The organism is Streptomyces sp. CY-1 (assembly GCF_047218265.1).
GTDB classification, from domain to species: Bacteria; Actinomycetota; Actinomycetes; order Streptomycetales; family Streptomycetaceae; genus Streptomyces; species Streptomyces niphimycinicus.
Genome location: NZ_CP178393.1, coordinates 7,911,241 through 7,929,641 on the forward strand (window position 1 = coordinate 7,911,241; position 18,401 = coordinate 7,929,641).

The 18,401-nt window shown below is 67.9% G+C and carries 13 protein-coding genes; 7 read left to right on the forward strand and 6 right to left on the reverse strand.

The features are described from left to right. The first annotated feature begins 864 nt into the window (after positions 1-864). From ACK1X7_RS34090 to ACK1X7_RS34100, 3 genes are all read left to right on the forward strand, one after another. Entirely contained in the window at positions 865-2,115 is a 1,251-nt protein-coding gene (locus tag ACK1X7_RS34090) for a S8 family serine peptidase (protein ID WP_413116087.1), read from the forward strand. 131 nt (positions 2,116-2,246) lie between these two features. Next, a complete protein-coding gene (locus ACK1X7_RS34095) occupies positions 2,247-2,621 on the forward strand; it encodes a WXG100 family type VII secretion target (protein ID WP_216343011.1) in 375 nt (124 codons plus the stop codon). A gap of 77 nt (positions 2,622-2,698) precedes the next feature. Continuing rightward, positions 2,699-3,010, forward strand: coding sequence for a WXG100 family type VII secretion target (locus ACK1X7_RS34100; protein WP_044569463.1), 312 nt, complete (start codon positions 2,699-2,701; stop codon positions 3,008-3,010). 67 nt (positions 3,011-3,077) lie between these two features. On the opposite strand, the gene ACK1X7_RS34105 is transcribed toward ACK1X7_RS34100, so the two are convergent. From ACK1X7_RS34105 to ACK1X7_RS34115, 3 genes are read right to left on the reverse strand one after another with little or no spacing between them, the layout of a single operon-like run. Continuing rightward, the gene (locus ACK1X7_RS34105) at positions 3,078-3,761 is read right to left on the reverse strand and encodes a hypothetical protein (RefSeq protein ID WP_413116088.1); all 684 of its coding nucleotides are present in this window, start codon (positions 3,759-3,761) and stop codon (positions 3,078-3,080) included. Beyond that, positions 3,761-6,070: a hypothetical protein gene (locus tag ACK1X7_RS34110; RefSeq protein WP_390795485.1), complete on the reverse strand. Its 2,310-nt coding sequence runs from the start codon at positions 6,068-6,070 to the stop codon at positions 3,761-3,763. Before ACK1X7_RS34110 ends, ACK1X7_RS34105 begins: the two co-directional genes overlap by 1 nt. A gap of 46 nt (positions 6,071-6,116) precedes the next feature. Then, the gene (locus ACK1X7_RS34115) at positions 6,117-6,563 is read right to left on the reverse strand and encodes a type VII secretion target (RefSeq protein ID WP_385147720.1); all 447 of its coding nucleotides are present in this window, start codon (positions 6,561-6,563) and stop codon (positions 6,117-6,119) included. Between the two features lie 533 nt (positions 6,564-7,096). On the opposite strand from ACK1X7_RS34115, the gene ACK1X7_RS34120 reads away from it, so the two are divergent. Further along, positions 7,097-7,327 (forward strand): hypothetical protein, encoded by a 231-nt coding sequence (locus ACK1X7_RS34120; RefSeq protein WP_385147723.1) that lies wholly within the window; start codon positions 7,097-7,099, stop codon positions 7,325-7,327. Positions 7,328-7,501: 174 nt separating this feature from the next. On the opposite strand, the gene ACK1X7_RS34125 is transcribed toward ACK1X7_RS34120, so the two are convergent. From ACK1X7_RS34125 to eccCa, 3 genes are all read right to left on the reverse strand, one after another. Beyond that, on the reverse strand, positions 7,502-7,630 hold the full coding sequence (locus ACK1X7_RS34125; RefSeq protein WP_385147726.1) for a hypothetical protein: 129 nt from the start codon (positions 7,628-7,630) through the stop codon (positions 7,502-7,504). A gap of 12 nt (positions 7,631-7,642) precedes the next feature. Further along, on the reverse strand, positions 7,643-8,116 hold the full coding sequence (locus tag ACK1X7_RS34130; protein ID WP_413116089.1) for a hypothetical protein: 474 nt from the start codon (positions 8,114-8,116) through the stop codon (positions 7,643-7,645). 93 nt (positions 8,117-8,209) lie between these two features. Further along, the gene (eccCa, locus tag ACK1X7_RS34135) at positions 8,210-12,160 is read right to left on the reverse strand and encodes a type VII secretion protein EccCa (RefSeq protein WP_413116090.1); all 3,951 of its coding nucleotides are present in this window, start codon (positions 12,158-12,160) and stop codon (positions 8,210-8,212) included. A 174-nt stretch (positions 12,161-12,334) separates the two neighbouring features. Between eccCa and eccD the strand changes: the two genes are divergently transcribed. From eccD to ACK1X7_RS34150, 3 genes are all read left to right on the forward strand, one after another. Beyond that, positions 12,335-13,792: a type VII secretion integral membrane protein EccD gene (gene eccD / locus ACK1X7_RS34140; protein ID WP_385147733.1), complete on the forward strand. Its 1,458-nt coding sequence runs from the start codon at positions 12,335-12,337 to the stop codon at positions 13,790-13,792. A 66-nt stretch (positions 13,793-13,858) separates the two neighbouring features. After that, entirely contained in the window at positions 13,859-16,249 is a 2,391-nt protein-coding gene (locus tag ACK1X7_RS34145; protein ID WP_413116091.1) for a PQQ-binding-like beta-propeller repeat protein, read from the forward strand. Between the two features lie 24 nt (positions 16,250-16,273). Then, the gene (locus ACK1X7_RS34150) at positions 16,274-18,397 is read left to right on the forward strand and encodes a PQQ-binding-like beta-propeller repeat protein (RefSeq protein ID WP_413116092.1); all 2,124 of its coding nucleotides are present in this window, start codon (positions 16,274-16,276) and stop codon (positions 18,395-18,397) included. Positions 18,398-18,401: the final 4 nt, after the last annotated feature.

Below are 18,401 nucleotides of genomic sequence, written 5' to 3' on the forward strand. Positions count from 1 at the left end.
GCAGCCGTCATTGCCGCCTGATGCGCCGGACCAGCAACCGAGCCCGGTGGGGCCGGGGGGTCTCAGGGCGCCGAGGGACCCGTTTCTCCCGAGTGCCCCGCCTCCCGCACGAGGTGGGGGTAACCCTGTACGGGAGCCTGTCGGCCCCTACCAGGGCGCCGCAAAGCAGCCTCGGCCGACGAGTCTTCCTCGAACCGGGTTGCCTGACGGTATTCACGGCGGGACCCGGGCTCGCCCACCGGGGCAAACCAATACTCCACGGATTCCCCGGGGCAGGGTGATCGGAGAAGAGCAAGGGCTCATGAGGCGTGGGCCGATGGGACCGGCCACGCACGGTTTCGGCCGAGGAACGCCTCCGTCGGCGAACGGTGGGCCGGGCCGACGGCTCGCTTCGGAGCCGGGTGGGACCGTAGACAGTCCACGAGGACCGAACAACGCCAATGGGCAGCGTTTGCCACGAGGTACGGTCGTCGGAGACGAGCACGGTATTCCTCCGAGGCGTGGTCCTCTGGGCACGGGCGGTGCGTCCGCCGATGGCGGTACGCACGCGCCCGGGAGCAGTGGTGGCCAGGGCCGGCGGCTCGCGTCGGAGTCGGGGGGGCCCGTCAGTGGTACGCGTTCTGGGCGCGGAGCGCAGCCGGAGTTCACCCCGGGCGGATCCGGGCTTGTGCGGGGCAACCAGGATCCTGAGCCGACGCCGCGCGCCGGCAGGGGTGCACCGAACAGCTCGCAAGCCCCAGGGGCGAGGCCCGATTACCTTCAGGAAGACGAAGAGAGCTGGTCGGGTGGAGGGCGGGACACCGTCCCGCCGGTCATCGACTAGATCGACAGATCCCCGTGCAATGCCGAGGAGAGCACTCACCTATGCCATTTCAGAAGTATGGAGCGCGACGGCGTTCCCTGTCGGCTCTGGCGGCACTCGGAGCCGGGGTCATGGCAGTGGGTGGTATTTCGCCCGCGGTAGCTGCACAGGACATCAGCTCTCAGCAGTGGTACCTGAAGGACATGAAGGCCGACAGTATGTGGAAGGTGAGCAAAGGCAAAGGAGTTACGGTCGCCGTCATCGATACAGGCGTCGATGCGTCACGGGCCGAGCTGCGGGGGCGAGTACTCGAAGGCATAGACGCCTCGGCCAAGGCGACCGACCCCCACAACGACCCCAATGGGCACGGCACGAACATAGCTGGACTCATCGCAGGCTCCGGTGAGGCAGGTGGCATACAGGGTCTGGCACCTGAAGCAAAGATCTTGCCGGTGAAAGCATCGCTGATCGACATGCGAGCGGAATCTGTCGGATCGGTTATGGCCGAAGCTATTAGATATTCCGTTGATCACGGAGCGAAAGTCTTGAACATCTCGCTTGGAGTGACGGGAATACCTGCATACTTCTCTAAGACTCAGAGTGCCGTGAACTACGCTCTCAAAAAGGGAGCCCTGATCTTCGCGGGAACGGGAAACAGCGGTGATGAGGAGAACAACCCCGAATATCCTGCGGTGCTTTCCGGCGTCGTTGGCGTAGGTGCCATTGACCGCACGGGCAAGGTAGCCAACTTCTCAACGACCGGTGATCAGGTCGGGTTGGTGGCGGTCGGCGACGAGATCCCCGTCCGGTGTAAGGACCTCGAGTCGGTCTGCATGACACACGGAACCAGCGATTCCGCCGCCATCACCTCCGCCTCCGCCGCCCTGATCTGGTCCAAGCACCCCAAGTGGACAGGCAACCAGGTCCTGCGCGTCATGATGCAGACCGCCGCGAAGCCCAAGACCGGTGACATCCCGAGCAGTTACCTCGGGTATGGCTCGGTCCGTCCTCGCAAGGTGCTTCTCGATGGCGAAGGGGATCCGGGGCCGGCCAACACCAATCCGTTGCTCGCTCGTGAGGGAGCTACGAAACCAAAGCCCTCCGAATCGGCGTCTAAGGCCGCGGGGGATGGCTCACAGCCCCCCGCATCGGATGAGCAAGCCGCTGAGAAGCCCGCGGCGGAAGCCAAGACGAGCGACGACGGCGGTAATGCGACGCTCTGGGTCGCCCTGGGTGCGGGCGTCATCGTCGCCGGAGCAGCCGTCGCCTTCACCGTCGTGCGACGTCGTGGTGGATCGATGGCCAGGCCGTAAGCAGCACCAGCACCAATACCAACTACAGCTAGACGCTTCCTGCCATGTCAGGTAGGAAACTCCACAGAGTGGTGAGCTGACGAAGAATCCCCAGCTCGGCTCACCAACACATCATGGGGGAAGGTGGAAAGATGTCGGGCTCGCAGCGGATTAGCGACGCACATTTCAGGAAGTTCGAGGGCGACCTCGGCCGCGTCAGCGAGGACCTCTCGCAGAACCTGCGCACGCTGATCAACGCCATCGACACGGTGGAGGCGGCGTGGACCGGTCAGGGCGGAAGCGCGTTCAGGAGGGCGCAGATGAGCCTCAACGAGGACCACGAGGCTCTGCGTCAGCTGATCGTCAACATCCACGAGGCGGTGCAGCTCACGCACCGTTCCGGTGGTGCCAACGACAGTGAGATCGCATCCCAGCTCCGCAGCGTTGACGTCAATGGCAGCGCGGCCGGCGGGCACCTCGGCAGTGGTGCGGATGGCCTGGCCCACAGCAAGGTCGACCAGTTCTAGTCGCCTAGGGGCGCCATCAAAGCCCCGGGACAGAAATGATCGACAACCATCAAGACACCACGAGGGGTGGAGCATAAGTGTCCGGTGACGGGATGGACATCAAGGTCACATACAACTCGCTCGAGGACACCGCCGGTGACCTCGAGCGCGGCGCCAGGGTGGTGAGCCAGCAGATCGAGGCCATCATCGCCTCGGTCAAGGCCGTGACCGACGGTTGGGAGGGCGAGGCTCACCAGATGATGCTGGCCGCCGAGAGGCAGTTCAAGACGCGCGCCAACCATATCGAGAGCACGCTCAAAGAGGTGGCGACCAAGGTCAGGACCGGCAGCATGGACTACCACGCGACCGACAAGAAGTCGGCCCAGCTCTTCCAGGACATCACCATCTGAGGGTCCGGTCGCAAGCACATGGGGGTGGGCAACCGCTGAAGCGGTTGCCCACCCCCATGTTTGCGTTTTACCGCAGCCCCGCCTTCGGCGGAGGTGCCACAACCTTCGGGTCCGGGTATTCGGGAGCTTCCCGGCAGTTCAACTGTGACGTTATCTTCCTCGCCGAGGCGATGAGCAGCTTGGCGTGGGAGTGGTCGCTGATGGTGAAGTAGTCGCGCATGGCGAACTCCAGGAAACGACCTCCTCCCGACCCCGTTCCGCCGCCGCTGTCGATGTCACATGTGACGAGGAGTCTGCCGGCGTCCTCCGGACCGACGGTGGTCGTGTAGTGCACCGACCGATCCGACGGCGGCGAGTGGGGAGTCCATGCCACGGTGATGGCGAGCAACTCCTTCCCCTCGGCCTTGTCCGTCAAGGTACAGAGGTCCTCGGGCGTGCTCCTCCTGGCCGACTCCTCCCGCAGCGCCTTCGCCACGTGACCGGTGCTCTCGGTCTTGACCGGATAGACCTTGCCGGGCCCGTTTGGCTCCCGGGCCTCCTTCGCGATGGCCTCGTCGAACAGGCCATCGCAGGCTTGGGCGACAGGTATGAGCCCGGCGTTGGCGGTCGGCTTCGCGGCCGCCTTCGGAGCCTCGGATCCGTCGTCATCGCCGCCACATCCCGTGACGGCGACGACAGACGTACAGACCAGGGCTGCCAGCCGCAGAGTCAGACGAAAATTGCGGTGCACGATCTCTCCTGTCGACTCCATCAACTGCCGCTCCCGGTCAGCTGGGCGTCACCGACGCCACGTATGTAGCCGGCCTTTACGCGCTCGCTGGCCTGGTTGTACCAAGCGCTGTTGTCGAGTTCAGGATGGCCGGCGATATAGGCATCGAGCGGATTGACCGAACGACGCTGGCTCGTTTCGACGAATTTCTTCTGCATGTTATGAGCGTCTGCGTCGACCTTCGCGTCGAACTCCTTCTGCTGCTTCTCGATTTCCCGGTCGATGTTGATGCCGGCCTGGGTATCGATGGCACCGGTGGCGGCGTCGACGAAGGGCGTGACGAAGGGCGTTGCCCGCGCCGCCTCGAACGGGACGGTGACGAGGCTGGTGACGGTGCTGATCCCGGTGCTCGTCCGGTACTTCTGCCATTCTCCCGCTTCCGACAGCTTCCTCGCCTTCTCCTCCTTGCTGTCGTTCGCGTCGCTCATGATGGCGTCCGAACGGGCCTCGTCCAGGATGCCCTGCGTCTCGGCGCCGGTGCCCAGAGCCAGGGTGAGCGAGTCGTCGGCCTTCGGGTGAGCCTTGAGCACGTCCGTGGTGAAGTCGTGCTGGGCCGCGGAGAGAATCTGATAGCCGCTGTCATCTCTGCCGACCGCCGACAGGAAGTTCTTGGCTGTCTCATTGGCGACGGAGATGTCGGATGGGCCGAGCGCGCCGAAAGCCGCGTCGCGGGTTTTCGCCCCCGATTCGGCATCGCCGTGGTTGGCGGTGGCCCAGTCCAGATTGTCGATGTAGCCGGCGCCCACGCGGGCCAAGCTGTCACTGAGGCCTTGCTTGTCCGCGAGGATACCGGAGTTGTCGCCGACCACACTGATCAGCTGTGTCGCGACATTGACACTGGCGGGGTTGCGGTGGAGGCCCAGCTCGGGCTGGTCGTACGGATGCCCCAGCGCGGCAGCCTCGAAGGCGTGCCCCAGTTCGTCGTAGCCGTATCCCTTACCGTCGTCGGCGTAGAAGTTTCCGTTCAGCCACTTGCGTTCCTTGAGGAGATACATGAGGTCGTCGTTCGGCGGGACGCTCGCATCCTGCTCAAAGCGGTTGCGGTGGAAAATCGTCTGCGCCGCTTCGGGATTGTGCCCCAGGGACTCCATGTAGCCGGCCATGGGGTCGACTCCGTGGTCATTGTCCTCGCCGAAGTTGACGTACGTCTCGTACCCATCGGGCCAGTAGAGATCCTTGAGGTCGTCCTTGTGCTTGCGGTCGAACTCGAACAGGCCGCCGGTGCGACCGTCCTTGCTGTGCGGATCGGGATAGCCCTTGCCGTAGTCGACGAGGAAGTCCTTGTCGTACTCGCCGTAGCGCAGCAGACTGCTCATCACCTGAAAGCCGTAGGACCCAGGAGTACTCGTCCCGGCCTCCCAGTCGGTGTCCATGACACGCCGGGGCCCCAGGTTGATGATGTCCTTCTTCCACTGCTTCATCTCATCGCTGTTGGAGTGAGAGGCGGTGGCGAGGGTGTAGCCGAGAGATTTCTGGAGCTTTTCCAGGTTCTTGGTGCGTTCGTCTCCGAATTGCTGGCCGGTCGTGACGTGCTGCCAGAATTCGAGGGTCCCCTTCGGGCCGAGGTCGGTGGCGAACTTCTCGGAGAAGTAGGGGTCGCCCTCGTGCCGGGAGAGGAGTGTGTTCGCCCGCGCGATCTCGGTTGCGCTGAGGTTCTTCTTGGACTTCGCCAGCTCCTCGACCTCTTTGAGGTCCTTGCGTGCTTGCTCGCGACCGGCCTTGGCGTCCTTGGTGCTGCTGTAACCGTCGGCGGAGAAACCCTCATCCCGGCCGTTGCCGTCTTGCGTCAGCGCCCAGGCCAGGATCTCGTCGGTCGTGGTGGCGTTGGCGACGACCTCGCTGATGTAGCCGTTGTAGTCCCCCACCACTTCACTGAAGTTCTTCGCCTGCAACCCCTGTTGCGCCGGCGTGAGGTCATCGAGGTTCGTCGGCTTGTAGGAGACGTGCCCGGTGCCGTCGATGGCCAGGTGCTTCGCCTCCTCGATGTCCTTCTTGTACTCCTGGAGCTTCTTCTTGGCGTTCTTGAATGCCGTGTACGCGTCGTGCAGCAGGCCATACACGTCCTCGGCTTCGCAAGCGGCCAATTCGATCTCTTTCGCCGCCTTTTGCATCCTCGTGGATGCCGACTCCGCCGCCTCACCCTCCCAATCCGAGTTGGTCAGGGGTGTCTGCACCTCAGTGCGAAGATTTGTGCCGACCTGCCGGAACTTCCCCGGCAGGGTGCGCCACTTGCCGACCGCTTCGGAGAGTGGGGTGAGGTCGACGGTGATGAGCGAGTGATATGTGACCATGTGTGCTTCCGCCTTGAGCTGGGACCGTGTTTCCGCGGGGCAGGTGCTACCTGGCGACCTTGTCCTGGCCGCCGCCCTGCTGCTTCCCTCGGTCAAGCCCTTCGCCGACGCCCTTGTCGGTCACCTCGAAGTGCGTGGCGGCGTCCCTCAGTGGCCCCGCCAGGCCCTGCGACAGGAGCCCCTGGGCGTAGCGCATCTGGGCCCCCCACCGCTCCTGGAACGTGGCGAACGCCGCGGCGCAGTCGAAGCCCTTGAGGCTCGCTTTCACCTGACCGGTTTCGGTCATGGTCTCATTGTCCGCTTTGGCGAAGCCGGTGCTCACGTGGTCGACCTTGCCGGCCTTGCTTCGCAGCACTGAAGCGGTGACCTTCAGCTTCTTCTGCGGAACTCCCCGGCCGCCGTTGCCGTCGTCGAGCTGGTTGAGCCGCATATGGGATTCCTGCTGCTTTGCGGCTTCGGCCTTGATGTCGGCCCATTCGTCCTCGAATGCCATGATTCCCCCGGTGATTGAAGTCGCAAAGCGAACTCGCTTGATGTCCAGGTCAAGCTAGCAGGGGGCTGTGCGGCTCGCAGCCCCCTGCGCACGCCGCTCCACTGTTCCGGCGCTACATCACCTGAGCCAGTGGCCCCCACGCCTGTGGGAGAGGCGGGCGACATGGCGCGAGCGCCAACGCCGTCGAAGACGTCGTCCTTTTAAAGTGAGGAGGTTCCTGTTAGTGGGACCCATCGGGTCGAGGGTCATTCCAGTGGACTGTCACGGGTCCGTCCTGAAGCTTCGCTGCACCTGGACACTTGAACCATTCTTGGAACAAGGTGCGAGCCACCTGGGCGGTGAATTCGAGGTACGCGCTGTCTGCCGTCGTCGGCTTATCCTTGGCGTTGTCCGACATCAGTCGCTTGAGCTCTGCGAGCTCCTTGGTGCTGAGCTCCTCGCCCTGCTTGTACTTGGCGAGGCTCTTCTTGGCAAGTTGAACCGCTCGCTCGGCTTGGACGTCATCCAGTGAGTCGTACTTCGCATGGCCGAAGTTGTCGCTGTCGCTGCCGTGGATCTTTCTTCAGGGCGCCGGCCACGGAGTTGTCGATCTCGTCTGCCTTGGCGATGAGGCTGTTGATCCGGCTCGCCAGGTCGTCCAGGTAGTCGAGTTGCTTCTGTGTGCGCTGGTCGCTGTCTCCGCGCTGATGGAGACAAACGCAGTACACCGTGCCGTCGTCCAAGCCGGTGACCCGGACGTTCTTGCCTTTGGCCTCGACATCTAACGAGTTTCTTGATGTCCGACTGGGCCGAGACGAGGTCCGAGTGCGCGTCCCGGAGCATGCTCCAGATGCCCTTGGCTTCGGTGTGGGCGTCGCCGAATTCCTTGGCCGTCTTGCGTACGAAAGGTTTGGTGACGTCGGAATTGGCGCCTGCCCAACGGGCGGCGTCGGCCTGCTTCACCAGCCGTCAACGGCGTCGGTGGCCGGCCTATCGAGCTGGTCCACCATCTCCTTCCAGTCGTCGGCCGCGGCTCCGAGACTGCTGAAGGAGACGTGATGGATGTCGTCGAAGGTCAGGCGTGTCATGGCAAGTCCCCTTTACTTGTAGTACTTGGGGATTTCGGAGATCGGCATGGCGCTGCCGTGCCTCCGTGCCATGGACGCGGCGATCTTCGCATCCTCATTGGCGTGCGACTCTTTTGTGTAGTCGAGGTGGTTCGAGATATGAGCGCACGCCTGGAGGAGCGTCTTGAGCTGATCGTTCCACACCATCGCTGTCGTCGTCAGGGCATCGCCCATGGTGAAGTGGTGTGAGGAGAGGACGGTCGCCGCCTTGGTTGTTGACCCGTAGTCCTTGGCGCCGCGGGTAATGTCGCCGGCTTTCTTGAGACGGCCGTGCAGTATGTATGCCTCATGGCCCACTCGCCCCAGGTCGTCCTGGTTCACGACCAGATCGCCTTGAGCGGACGTACTGGCCGCGCCTCCGCTGTCCGCCTGGTTGAGGCGCATACGTGTCGACTGTTTGTCCGAGGCTGCGGCCCGGAGCTGGTACCACTCGTCGTCGAACGTCATACTTCCCCCAAGATGTATGAAGCCGCTTGGTCTGCACGGCAGTTGTGCCTCAAAAGCAGCAACTGGGTGGGGTCTCGCTCACCATGTTCAGTGCTACTGCTCCGGCAGCCACCCCACCTGGGTCAACGGCACCCCACGCTTACGCGAGACGAAGAAGCCACGACCTGGCGGCATGGGCCGTGGGCGGACCCCGCCGAAGACGTCGCCTTCGCCGGGGTCGCCGGACAGCACCATGCCCTGCGCGCCGAGTTCCTTTACGCGCTGCATAAAAGACTCGAACATCGAACGGGAGGAGCCCGCGGAATTGCGGGCGATGATGAAGCGCATGCCGACGTCGCGGGCGAAGGGCAGGTTCTCGGTCAGGACTGCCAGCGGGTTGCCGCTGCTGGTGGAGACCAGTTCGTAGTCGTCGATGATGACGAAGAACTGGGGGCCGCTCCACCAACTGCGGTCGCGGAGCTGCTGCGGGGTGATGTCCGGCTTGGGGGCGCGTCGCTCCATCAGGCCGTTCAGCGCACTGGCGTGGAGTTCGAGTGCGGACGCGATCGGAGCGTATTCGAGGAGATGGCTGTCCGGGATGACCCCGAGCAGGGAGCGGCGGTAGTCGCCGACCACGATCTTCGCTTCATCCGGACCGTACCGCTCGATGATCTGCTTGGCGATCAGACGGATGAGCGATGTCTTGCCCGACTCGCTTTCACCGAAGATGACGAAGAACGGGTCGGTCTCGAAATCGATGAATACCGGTTCGAGGTTTGTCTCATCGATGCCGATCGCAATGCCGTGCTGCGGGTATTCGAAGCCCTTGGGGAGTTCGTCGGCGCGGAGCTTGCGCGGGAGCAACCGCACGCGCGGGGCGGGCGGGCCGGACCAGGCGGCGCTGACCGCGCGGACCAGTTCGGTCGTGGCCTCCGTCATGCTGTTGGGGTCGTGGCCCTTGTCGATACGCGGCTGAGCGCCCATGAAGTGCAGCTTTTCCGGGAGTTGACCGCGGCCGGGGACCCCGACCGGGACATTCGCGGCGACCTTGCGGTCGAACTCCGAGTCCATCGTGTCACCGAGACGCAGTTCCAGCCGGTTGAGCAACTGGTCCTTCAGCGACGCGCGGACCTCCATGTTGCGGGAGGCGGTGATGACGACATGGACGCCGTAGCCGAGCCCTCGGCCGGCGATGTCGGTGACGATGCCTTCCAGCATGTCGTACTCGGCCTTGAAGTTGCCCCAGCCGTCGACGATGAGAAAGACATCGCCCCAGCCCTGGTCGGCGTGTTGTCCGGCCGCCCGCTGGCGTCGGTAGGTGCCGATGGAGTCGATGTTCTTGGCGCGGAAGTACTCCTCACGCCGGGCGAGAACCCCGGAGACCTCCGCGACGGTCCGCCGCACCTTCTCCGGGTCCAGGCGGGAGGCGACCCCGCCCACATGCGGCAGATCCGCGATGGCACTCATACCGCCGCCACCGAAGTCGAGTGCGTAGAACTGCACCTCGGCGGGGGTGTGGGTGAGGGCGAAGCCCGTGACCAAGGCGCGCATCAGAGTGGACTTGCCGGACTGCGGGCCGCCTACCACCAGCATGTGGCCGGCGGCGCCGGAGAAGTCGCGGTAGAGGATGTCGCGCCGCTGCTCGAACGGCTTGTCGATGAGGCCCAGAGGAACGACAAGACCGCCCGGCCTTGCGTAGTCCGCCGACTGAAGACCCCGCTCCCGGGTAGGGGCCAGCGGCGGCAGCAGCTCGTCCATGCACGGCGCCTCGTCCAGGGGAGGCAGCCAGACCTGGTGGGCGGGCTGCCCCTGGCCTTCCAGGCGGCTCACGATGACGTCCAGGACCGTCTCGGCCAGTGCGTCGTCCTCGGGCTGAGCCGGGGCGTTCAGCCTCGCCGGGTCCGGGGCGGCGTAGGTCACCGGGACCGGGGCGGCGGTGAACAGCACCGGCCGGCGCTCGACGGGCAGGGACGCGCTGTCGAACTGAGCGGGGGCCGTGCGGTACGTGCCGGAGACGTACGCCGCCTTGAAGCGGGTCATCTCGTCGGTACCGAACTTCAGATAGCCGGAGCCGGGCACGGGGGGAAGGTGGTAGGCGTCCGGCACGCCCAGGGCCGTACGGGACTCGGCGGCCGAGAAGGTGCGCAGACCGATGCGGTAGGAGAGGTACGTCTCCAGGCCGCGCAGGCGGCCCTCCTCCAGCCGCTGCGAGGCGAGCAGCAGATGCACACCCAGCGATCGGCCGATTCGGCCGATCTGGATGAACATCTCGATGAAGTCCGGCTTCGCCGTCAACAGCTCGCTGAACTCGTCGATCACCAGAACGAGTGATGCCAGGGGCTCCAGCGGGGCTCCGGCCGCCCGCGCCTTCTCGTAATCGTGCATGTTCGCGTAATTGCCCGCCGAACGCAGCAGCTCCTGACGACGCTGCAGTTCACCGGTGATCGAGTCGCGCATGCGGTCGACGAGCGTCAGGTCGTCGGCGAGGTTGGTGATGACCGCGGCCACGTGCGGCAGCTCCGACATGCCCGCGAAGGTGGCGCCGCCCTTGAAGTCCGCGAGGACGAAGTTGAGGGTCTCTGACGAATGCGTGACTGCCAGCCCCAGCACCAACGTCCGCAGCAGCTCCGACTTGCCCGAGCCCGTCGCGCCGACGCACAGACCGTGCGGGCCCATACCCTCCTGCGCCGCCTCCTTCAGGTCCAGCATGACCGGGGAGCCGTCCTCCGAGACCCCGATCGGCACCCGCAGCCGCTCGGCCAGCGAGCGGGGCCGCCAGGTGCGGGAGACATCCACCGAACCGGCGTCGCCCAGCCCCAGCAGCTCGGTGAAGTCGAGGTTGGCCAGCAGCGGCTCATCGTCGTCGTCCCCGCCCATGCGCAGCGGCGCGAGCTGTCGCGCGAGCGCCTCCGCGGCCTCCACGGAGAGCGAGTCGGGTGTGCCGTCGTATCCGGCGACCTGCGACTCAAGCTGTAGCTTGCCCGGCCGTACGACGATCGACAGACCGCCGCGCGGCTCGTCGAGTTCGCCCGCCACCACCTCGATGACGGTGACGCCCTGGAGCCCCTCGGCCGCAGCGAACGCCGAGTCCGGCGGCACCATCGCGCCGTCGAGCACGAGCACCAGGTGCGGCTGGTCGAGGAGCGGCTGCCCGTCCCTGCTGAAGCGGGTACGCCCTTCCAGCCGCCCCCTCAGCAGCTCCTCCACCTCGGCCAGCGAGTCGCCGAACAGCCGCCGAGAGCCCGCGCCGTCGAAGGACCCCGGCACCTGCGCATGGGGGAGCCACTTCGTCCACTCCCACTGCTCCGCCGCGCCACGCGAGGCGACCGTCGCGATGACGAGGTCCTCCGGCGAGTGCAGGGTGGCCAGTTGGGCGATCAGTGCCCTGGCGATCCCGTGCACCTGCTCCGGCGCCCCGGACACGGTCATGTGGTAGAACGCGCGCAGCGACACCGCCATGGGCAGATGGTCCAGTGACCCCTGGGTCGCGAGAAAACGCTGCATCGCGCCTGCCGTCAGCGGCTCAAGCTCGTCCACGGTGGCGGTCTCGGGGGCGATCAGGGGTGTGGAGAGCTGCTGCGTTCCGAGCCCGAGCCGCACCTGCACGAAGTCGTGGTCGGTCAACCGCCGTTCCCACACCCGGCTGCCCTCGGCGACGATCGACCAGAGCTGTTCCGGGGCGGGGTGCAGATAGAACTGGGCGTCGCGCTGCCGCTGGGCCGTGCGCCGTACGGTCCGGCGCGTCTGCGCGAGGTACTTGAGGTAATCGCGACGCATGTCCGCCCGCTGGCCCTGGGAGCCCTGCCGGTGCCGCATGACCATGGCGATGGTCATGGCGAGCGTGGAGAACATCATCATGACGCCCATGATCTTCATCATCGGGGCAGCACCCGGCATGAAGAAGTAGACCATCGACGAACCCATGCCGAGCGTCGGCAGTAGCTGCATGAGCATGCCTTCTTGCTGCCCGCGCGGCAGTTCCGGGGGTGGTTCGAGGCGGAGTTCCTCGGTCGGCACCTCGGGTGGCAGAGCCCTTGGCTGGCGCTTGACGACGACCTGGCTCACCGGATCCCTCATCCCTCCACGCGGAGGGACAGTTCTCGTCCGGCACCCCCGTGGCGACGGCCTCCCTCCGCGAGTCAGCGATCCTATCGACGTATTGGCTCCGGAGCCCCGGTAGGGTGGCCGCCGCGCGCATGACACCGGCGATGTCGCAGACCGAACCAGGGGGCCCTACACGTGAGTACGTCCGCAACAACCGGTTTCTGCAGGGTGACCGTCGTCGCACCCGACAGCCGGATCGATGTCGCTCTCCCGGAGGACATCCCTGTCGCCGACGTTTACCCGGAGATCCTGCGCCTGACGGGGCAGACGCAGCCGACCGGTGCTCCCACCGGGTATCACCTGGTGCGACGCGACGGCACCGTCCTGGACAGCAGCCGCTCGCTGCTGGCCCAGCAGATCCTGGACGGGGAACTGCTGGCTCTGCGGCCCTTCGCCGAGTCGCTGCCCCCCGCCGTCTATGACGATGTGTCCGATGCGATCGCCTCCGCGGTCACCCGCGACCGCACGCTGTGGAACGACCGGTTCCTGCGGGCCTCGGGCCTGCTCGGAGGGGCGCTGCTCCTGATCCTCATGGGCTTCGTGCTCTGGTTCGCCGATCCCGTCAAGCACGACATGCACGGCCTCCCGGGCATCATCGCCGCCGCCGTCGGCGTGCTGTTGACGGCCCTCGCCGGCGTGCGGGCACGGGTGTACGAGGACCGCGCATCCGCCATCGCCCTGGGCATGGCCGCCCTTCCCCATCTCATGATCGCCGGGTCGGGGATCATGGCCCTGGACGCGGGAGAGGGCGTCGGACGGCTCCAGTTCCTGCTCGGCTGCGTCACCGTGCTCGTCGGCTCGGCCGTCCTGGTCATCGTCATGCCCAGTGGTGACGCTCCTTTCGTCGCCGCCGTGTTCGCGGCCAGTGTCGGGACCTTGGCCACCTTCTGCGAAATCCTCACCGACGCCGGCGCCACCGAGACGGCCGCCGTGTGCGCCGTCGTCGCGATCGGAGTGATCGCCTTCCTGCCGGGGCTGTCGGCCCGCGTCGCCCGTCTGCCCATCGGCTACGCCGCGCCCCGCTCGTCGACCGATGACCTTGACACCGGCCCCGACGCCGAGCCCATCGACATCCACCGCATCGCCGCCCAGACCCGGCGCGGTCACGAGATGCTGCTGGGCATGGTCGGCGGCTGCTCGGCCGTCGTCGTGGGTGCCGCCGCGGTCCTGGGTTTCTCCGAGGGTGTGTGGGCGCAGCTTCTCGCGCTCGCTGCCGGTCTGGCGATGCTGCTGCGTGCCCGCCTCTTCCGTTACACCGCCCAGGTTGCCGCCGTCTTCGGCGCGGGTCTGCTCGCCCTGGCCCTGCTCGTCCTGGGGCTGTCGCTGAACCCGCCGGCCGACGCGGTCCTCAAGCTCCTGACGGAGAACGACCGTGGGCCGCTGGACATCCGGACGATCTGGCTCGCCGTGTCCGTGACCGTGGGCGCGGGCTTGATCATCGGCGTCGCTCTGGTCATTCCGAAGAAGGGCCTGTCACCCTTCTGGGGACGGCTGTCCGACCTGGCCGAGAGCGCCTTCCTGCTCTCTCTGGTACCCCTGTGTCTCGCCGTGTTGGACGTCTACAGCTCGGCGCGCAGCCTGACCAGTGGCTGAGGGCATGGCCACTCATCCGCGAGGGCGGTCCACCGTACGGCTCACCGAGGGGTTCGGGAGGCGTGGGTGGAGCCGCTGAGCGAGGACGACCCGCGGCGGCTCGGGCCTTATCACCTCATCGCCAGGCTGGCTCCTGGTGATGACGACCCCCGGGCGGCCGCCCGACTCTTCCTCGCTCGCAGTGCCGGTGGGGTCCGTACGGTGCTGGTCAGCGCACCGTCCGCCGAGTTCGCCGACGACGCGGCGTATCGGGGCCGCTTTCTGACGGAGGCGGAGAACGCACGTCGGCTCGGCGGCGCTCGGCCGCTTGCCTGTCTCGCCCCCGTAGAGATCTCCGGCAACGCGTCGGACCTCCCCTGGAGCGCGTTTCCGTATCGCCCGATGCTGCCCCTGCCGGGCGTGTTGCGGGTGTGTGGAGGGCCGCTTCCGATCCGGACAGTACATGCGCTGGGGGCGGCTCTGGCCGCGACGCTGGCGGAGATCCACGGGGCGGGCCTCACCCACGCGGGGATCACGCCGGGGACCGTGTTCGTGGCGGGTGACGGGCCGTGGCTGGGGGGCTTCGGCGCGGTACGGACAGCGGGGCCGGACGGGCAGGCGCGGATGGGCCTTTCCGGGCTGGCCGGGGGCGACCTGCCTCCGGAGCAGGCGGCGGGCGGGCGCCCGCGGCCGCTGGGGGACGTCTACGCGCTGGGCGCGGTCCTGGCATACGCGGTGACCGGGCGGCGGCTGCCCGACGCGGGCGAGCTGCCGCGGGAGCTGAGGAGCATCGTGCTCCCGTGTCTCGCTCCGGACCCGGCCGACCGGCCGACGGCGGCGGCATTGGCGGACGGGCTGACCCGGGGGGTGCGGCTGCCACCGCCGGCAGGCGTGACGGTGGGCCCCGCAGGCCCCACGCCGACGGTCCTCGACGGCGGGCCCGGGCGTCCGCCCGCGCCGGTGCCGTTCGGCGGGCCCGGTTCGACCGCGCTGGACGGGGGCACCCGCAGGGCGGCGGCGTTGCTGAGCCCCGGCTGGCTGCCGGCACCGGTGGTCGTCGCACTGGCCGAGCAGTCCGCGGCGACGCTGGCGGCGGAGGTCGAGCCGGCGGAAGCCGAGTCGACGGCGGACGCGCCGCTCGAGGAGGGGGCACCGGCCCCGAGGGACGCGCCCGGCGCCCCGCATGCGCCGACGCGCCTGTCCGGCGGCGTGACCGCTGCCAGGAGTCCGTCTCGGCAGGACGCCGCACGCTCGTCCAGGCGAACCCTGCTCATCGGGGCGGCCGGTGGCACGGCCGGTATCGCGCTCGGCGGCGGTGCGACGTGGCTGGCGACTGACGAGGAGCCTCCGCCGTCCACCACCGCTGAGCGACTGGCAGCGGCCGGCCACTCCCGCCGTCGGCTCGCCGGCGCTCCGCCCACCCCGCTGTGGCGCCATGACCTGACCGGCGGGCCACCGGCACACCCCCCGCTCATCTGGGCGGACAAGGTAGCCGTCGTCGCGAACGATACGGCCGTCATCGGAGTCGACCTCCATACGGGCAAGCGACTCTGGGCGCAGGACCAAGTCCGGACCAAGGGACGGCTTCTGCCCGTCGGTAAGGATTCGATCCTGGTCCCGGGCGACGACGGACTCGCCGTCCTGTCCGCCGGTACCGGCGACATCCAGTGGCGGCCGAAGAGCTTCCGGCGGGGTGGCCGCACCCCGTACGCCGCACTGCTGGCGGCCGAAGGCGGGACCGTCTGGCTCGCGGCGGGCGGCCAGGGGAGCGGCTCAGCCGAAGACGGTGTCGTGATCGCCTACGACCTGACCGGGCGGAAGGAACTCTGGCGCAGTCCTCTGCCCGGCGGCTTCGACGAGGGGTATCTGACGCGGGACGCCCTCGTCGTGCGGGGCGACACATTCCAGGCATTCGACCGGGAGCGAGGGACGCGGCGGTGGAAGCGGTCGTATGAGGGCGTGACCGGCGGACGACCGGTTACCACCGACGGCCGCAGCACTCTCATCGCCGCTGTCAGCACCACCCTGCGCGGATACGGCCTGGCGCACGGTGGCGGCCCCGCGTGGAGCGTGCGGGCCAAGGGCGAGGCCGGATCCGGGCATACCGCTGACTTCGGTGCTCCGGTCGTGCACGACGACGTCGTGTACGCCACCGACGGGGGCTACGCGGTTCACGCTCTCTCCACGGCCACTGGAGAGGTGCGATGGCAGCGCACCTACGCCTTCGCGATGAAGACGCTGTCCGGGGCCCGCACACCCGACACGGCGGTGGATCCGTCCGGGCGCACGGTGCTCATGGCGAATGACGTGGAAGTCGACGCCTTCGACGCGGAGGACGGCGCCCTGCGGTGGCGCTTCATGGACCTCGGCGCCGCGGCGGACAAGGGGGCCGTCGTGGCGCGGCGCAGGGTGGCCGTGACGGACGACCTGGCCCTCGTCGTCAGCGGGAGAAGCGTCTACGCCTTGCCGTTGAGCTGAGCCAGGGCGCCAGGGGAGGAGTGAATGGAACCGCAGCGAGAGGCCGAACCGACCCGGCTCGGCCCGTACCGCGTCATCGGCACGCTGGACGCCGGTGGGCACGCCGACGACGCGCGCCGCCGTATCGTCCGGGACGAGCGCACCGGCCGCACGGCCGTGCTGATGCTGCCGCACAAAACCCTCGCCGACGACTCCGGATACCGGGTGCGGTTCCGGTCGGAGGCCGAGAACTCCCGGCGTCTGACCGGGCCTTGGGCGGCTCCCGTGATCGATGTCGCCGGGCCCGACGCGGATCTCCCCTGGGTCGCGTACACCTGCTTCCCCGCCCTTCCGCTTCCCGCCGCGCTGGCCGCCTGCGGCGGCCCCCTTCCCGAACCCACGGTGCGCGGGCTCGGCGCCGTCCTCGCTCACGCCCTCGCGCACTGGCACGCCGGCGGCCTCGTGCACGCCGGGATATCGCCACAGGCCACGCTCCTCATGGCCGACGGGCCCCGGCTGACCGGGTACGGGCTGGTGCGAGCGGCGACGCCGCACGGCCCGGCCCACGGCGCGCCGCTCGGGGTCGACGCCTTCAGCCTGCCGCCGGAACAGCGAGCGGGTGAACGGCCCAGCCCGGCCGGGGACGTCTACGCACTGGGCGCCGTGCTCTGCTACGCCGCGACAGGCCGCCCGGACGTGGCCGAGCGGATGCGCGCGGCACTGCCGGAAGCGCTGAGAGAGCTGCTCGCGGCCTGTCTCGCCCAAGAGCCCGGGCAGCGGCCCCGGCCGGACGTGCTGGCCCGTGAGCTCCGGGCGGCATCGGCCTCCGAAGCGGTCGGCCGTCTGCCCGACGCCGTGGCGACGGCCCTTGCCAGACAGGCCGCCGCGTATCCGGCAGAGGTCCCCGTGAGGCCCCCCGCGCCCGTCGAGGAGAAGGCTGCCACCGCGCCGCCGGGCCGCTCCCGGCGCGCCCTGGTCGTCGGTGGCCTCTGGGGAGCGGTCGGCCTCGCGCTCGGGGCGGGCGGAGTGGCCGGTTGGCGGGCGGTCGGCGAGGGTGCGGGATCCCGTGCGTCCGACCGGCGAGGCATCGCGCCCGCTCCGCTGTGGCGCCACGACATCGGGAGCGAGCCACAGCAGACACCGCTGCTCTGGCGCGGCAGGACCGCCCTTGTCTCGAGCACCGACGCCGTGACCGCGCTGAATCTCCGAACCGGCAAGAAGATCTGGTCGCGCGACGATCTCTATCCCATGTCCGCCCTCACATTGCTCGACAACGGGACATTCGTCTCCCCGGACACCTCGGCCTTTTCCGTCGTCTCGCTCGCCACGGGCCGTATCAAGGGGGTGGAGCGGCGGTACGACGGAGTGGACGGCCCGGCGATCTACCAATTCCTCGGGGCCGTCGGGGACATCTGCTGGTTCCTGACCAGAAGGTATGGCAGTGGGGGAGCGGAGAGCGGGGACCATGCGGTGGTCTGCTACGACTCCGTGCGGCGCAAGGAGATATGGCGCACGCCGCTTCCCGCTCCCTATCGGGGAGACGGCACGACCACCGCGCTGTGGCTCGGCACCATGCTGCTGCTGCCGAGTCAGGGGGACGACACCGACGAGGACGCCTCCTCGTATCTGGCACTCGACCGCCGTAGCGGCCGGAAGCTGTGGACCCGAGAGTTCCCCGGGACGAAGGACGAGAGCGCCAAGCAGCGTCTGGTGGCTCCGGGAGATCTCCTGGTCTCCTGCGACGACCATGCGCTGAGGGCGTACCACATCGCCGGCGGCGAAGAACGTTGGCGGATCGCGACCAAGGGAAGGATGTCCGGCACTCCGGCCGCTCAGGGGCGGTCGGTCTACGCCACCGATTCCCGCGCCACCACCTACGCCGTCGATGCCCGCAGCGGCAGCGTGCGGTGGCGGCGCGGAAGTGCCGCTCCCCTGGAGTCCTCGTCGACGAGGGGCGAGACCGCGGTGAGCCACTCGGGGGCCACCGTCTTCCAGGTGACCGATGCGGAGATCGAGGCCCTGGACGCGGCGGACGGTTCGCTGCGGTGGCGGTCGGCGCTCGCCGGAAGCGGCCAACAAGCCGCGGTCCCGGGCCAGGTCGTGGGCGTCGCACCCGGAATCGCCCTCGTCCTGAACGGCACCATCCTCTACGCACTGCCAGTGGACTGATACG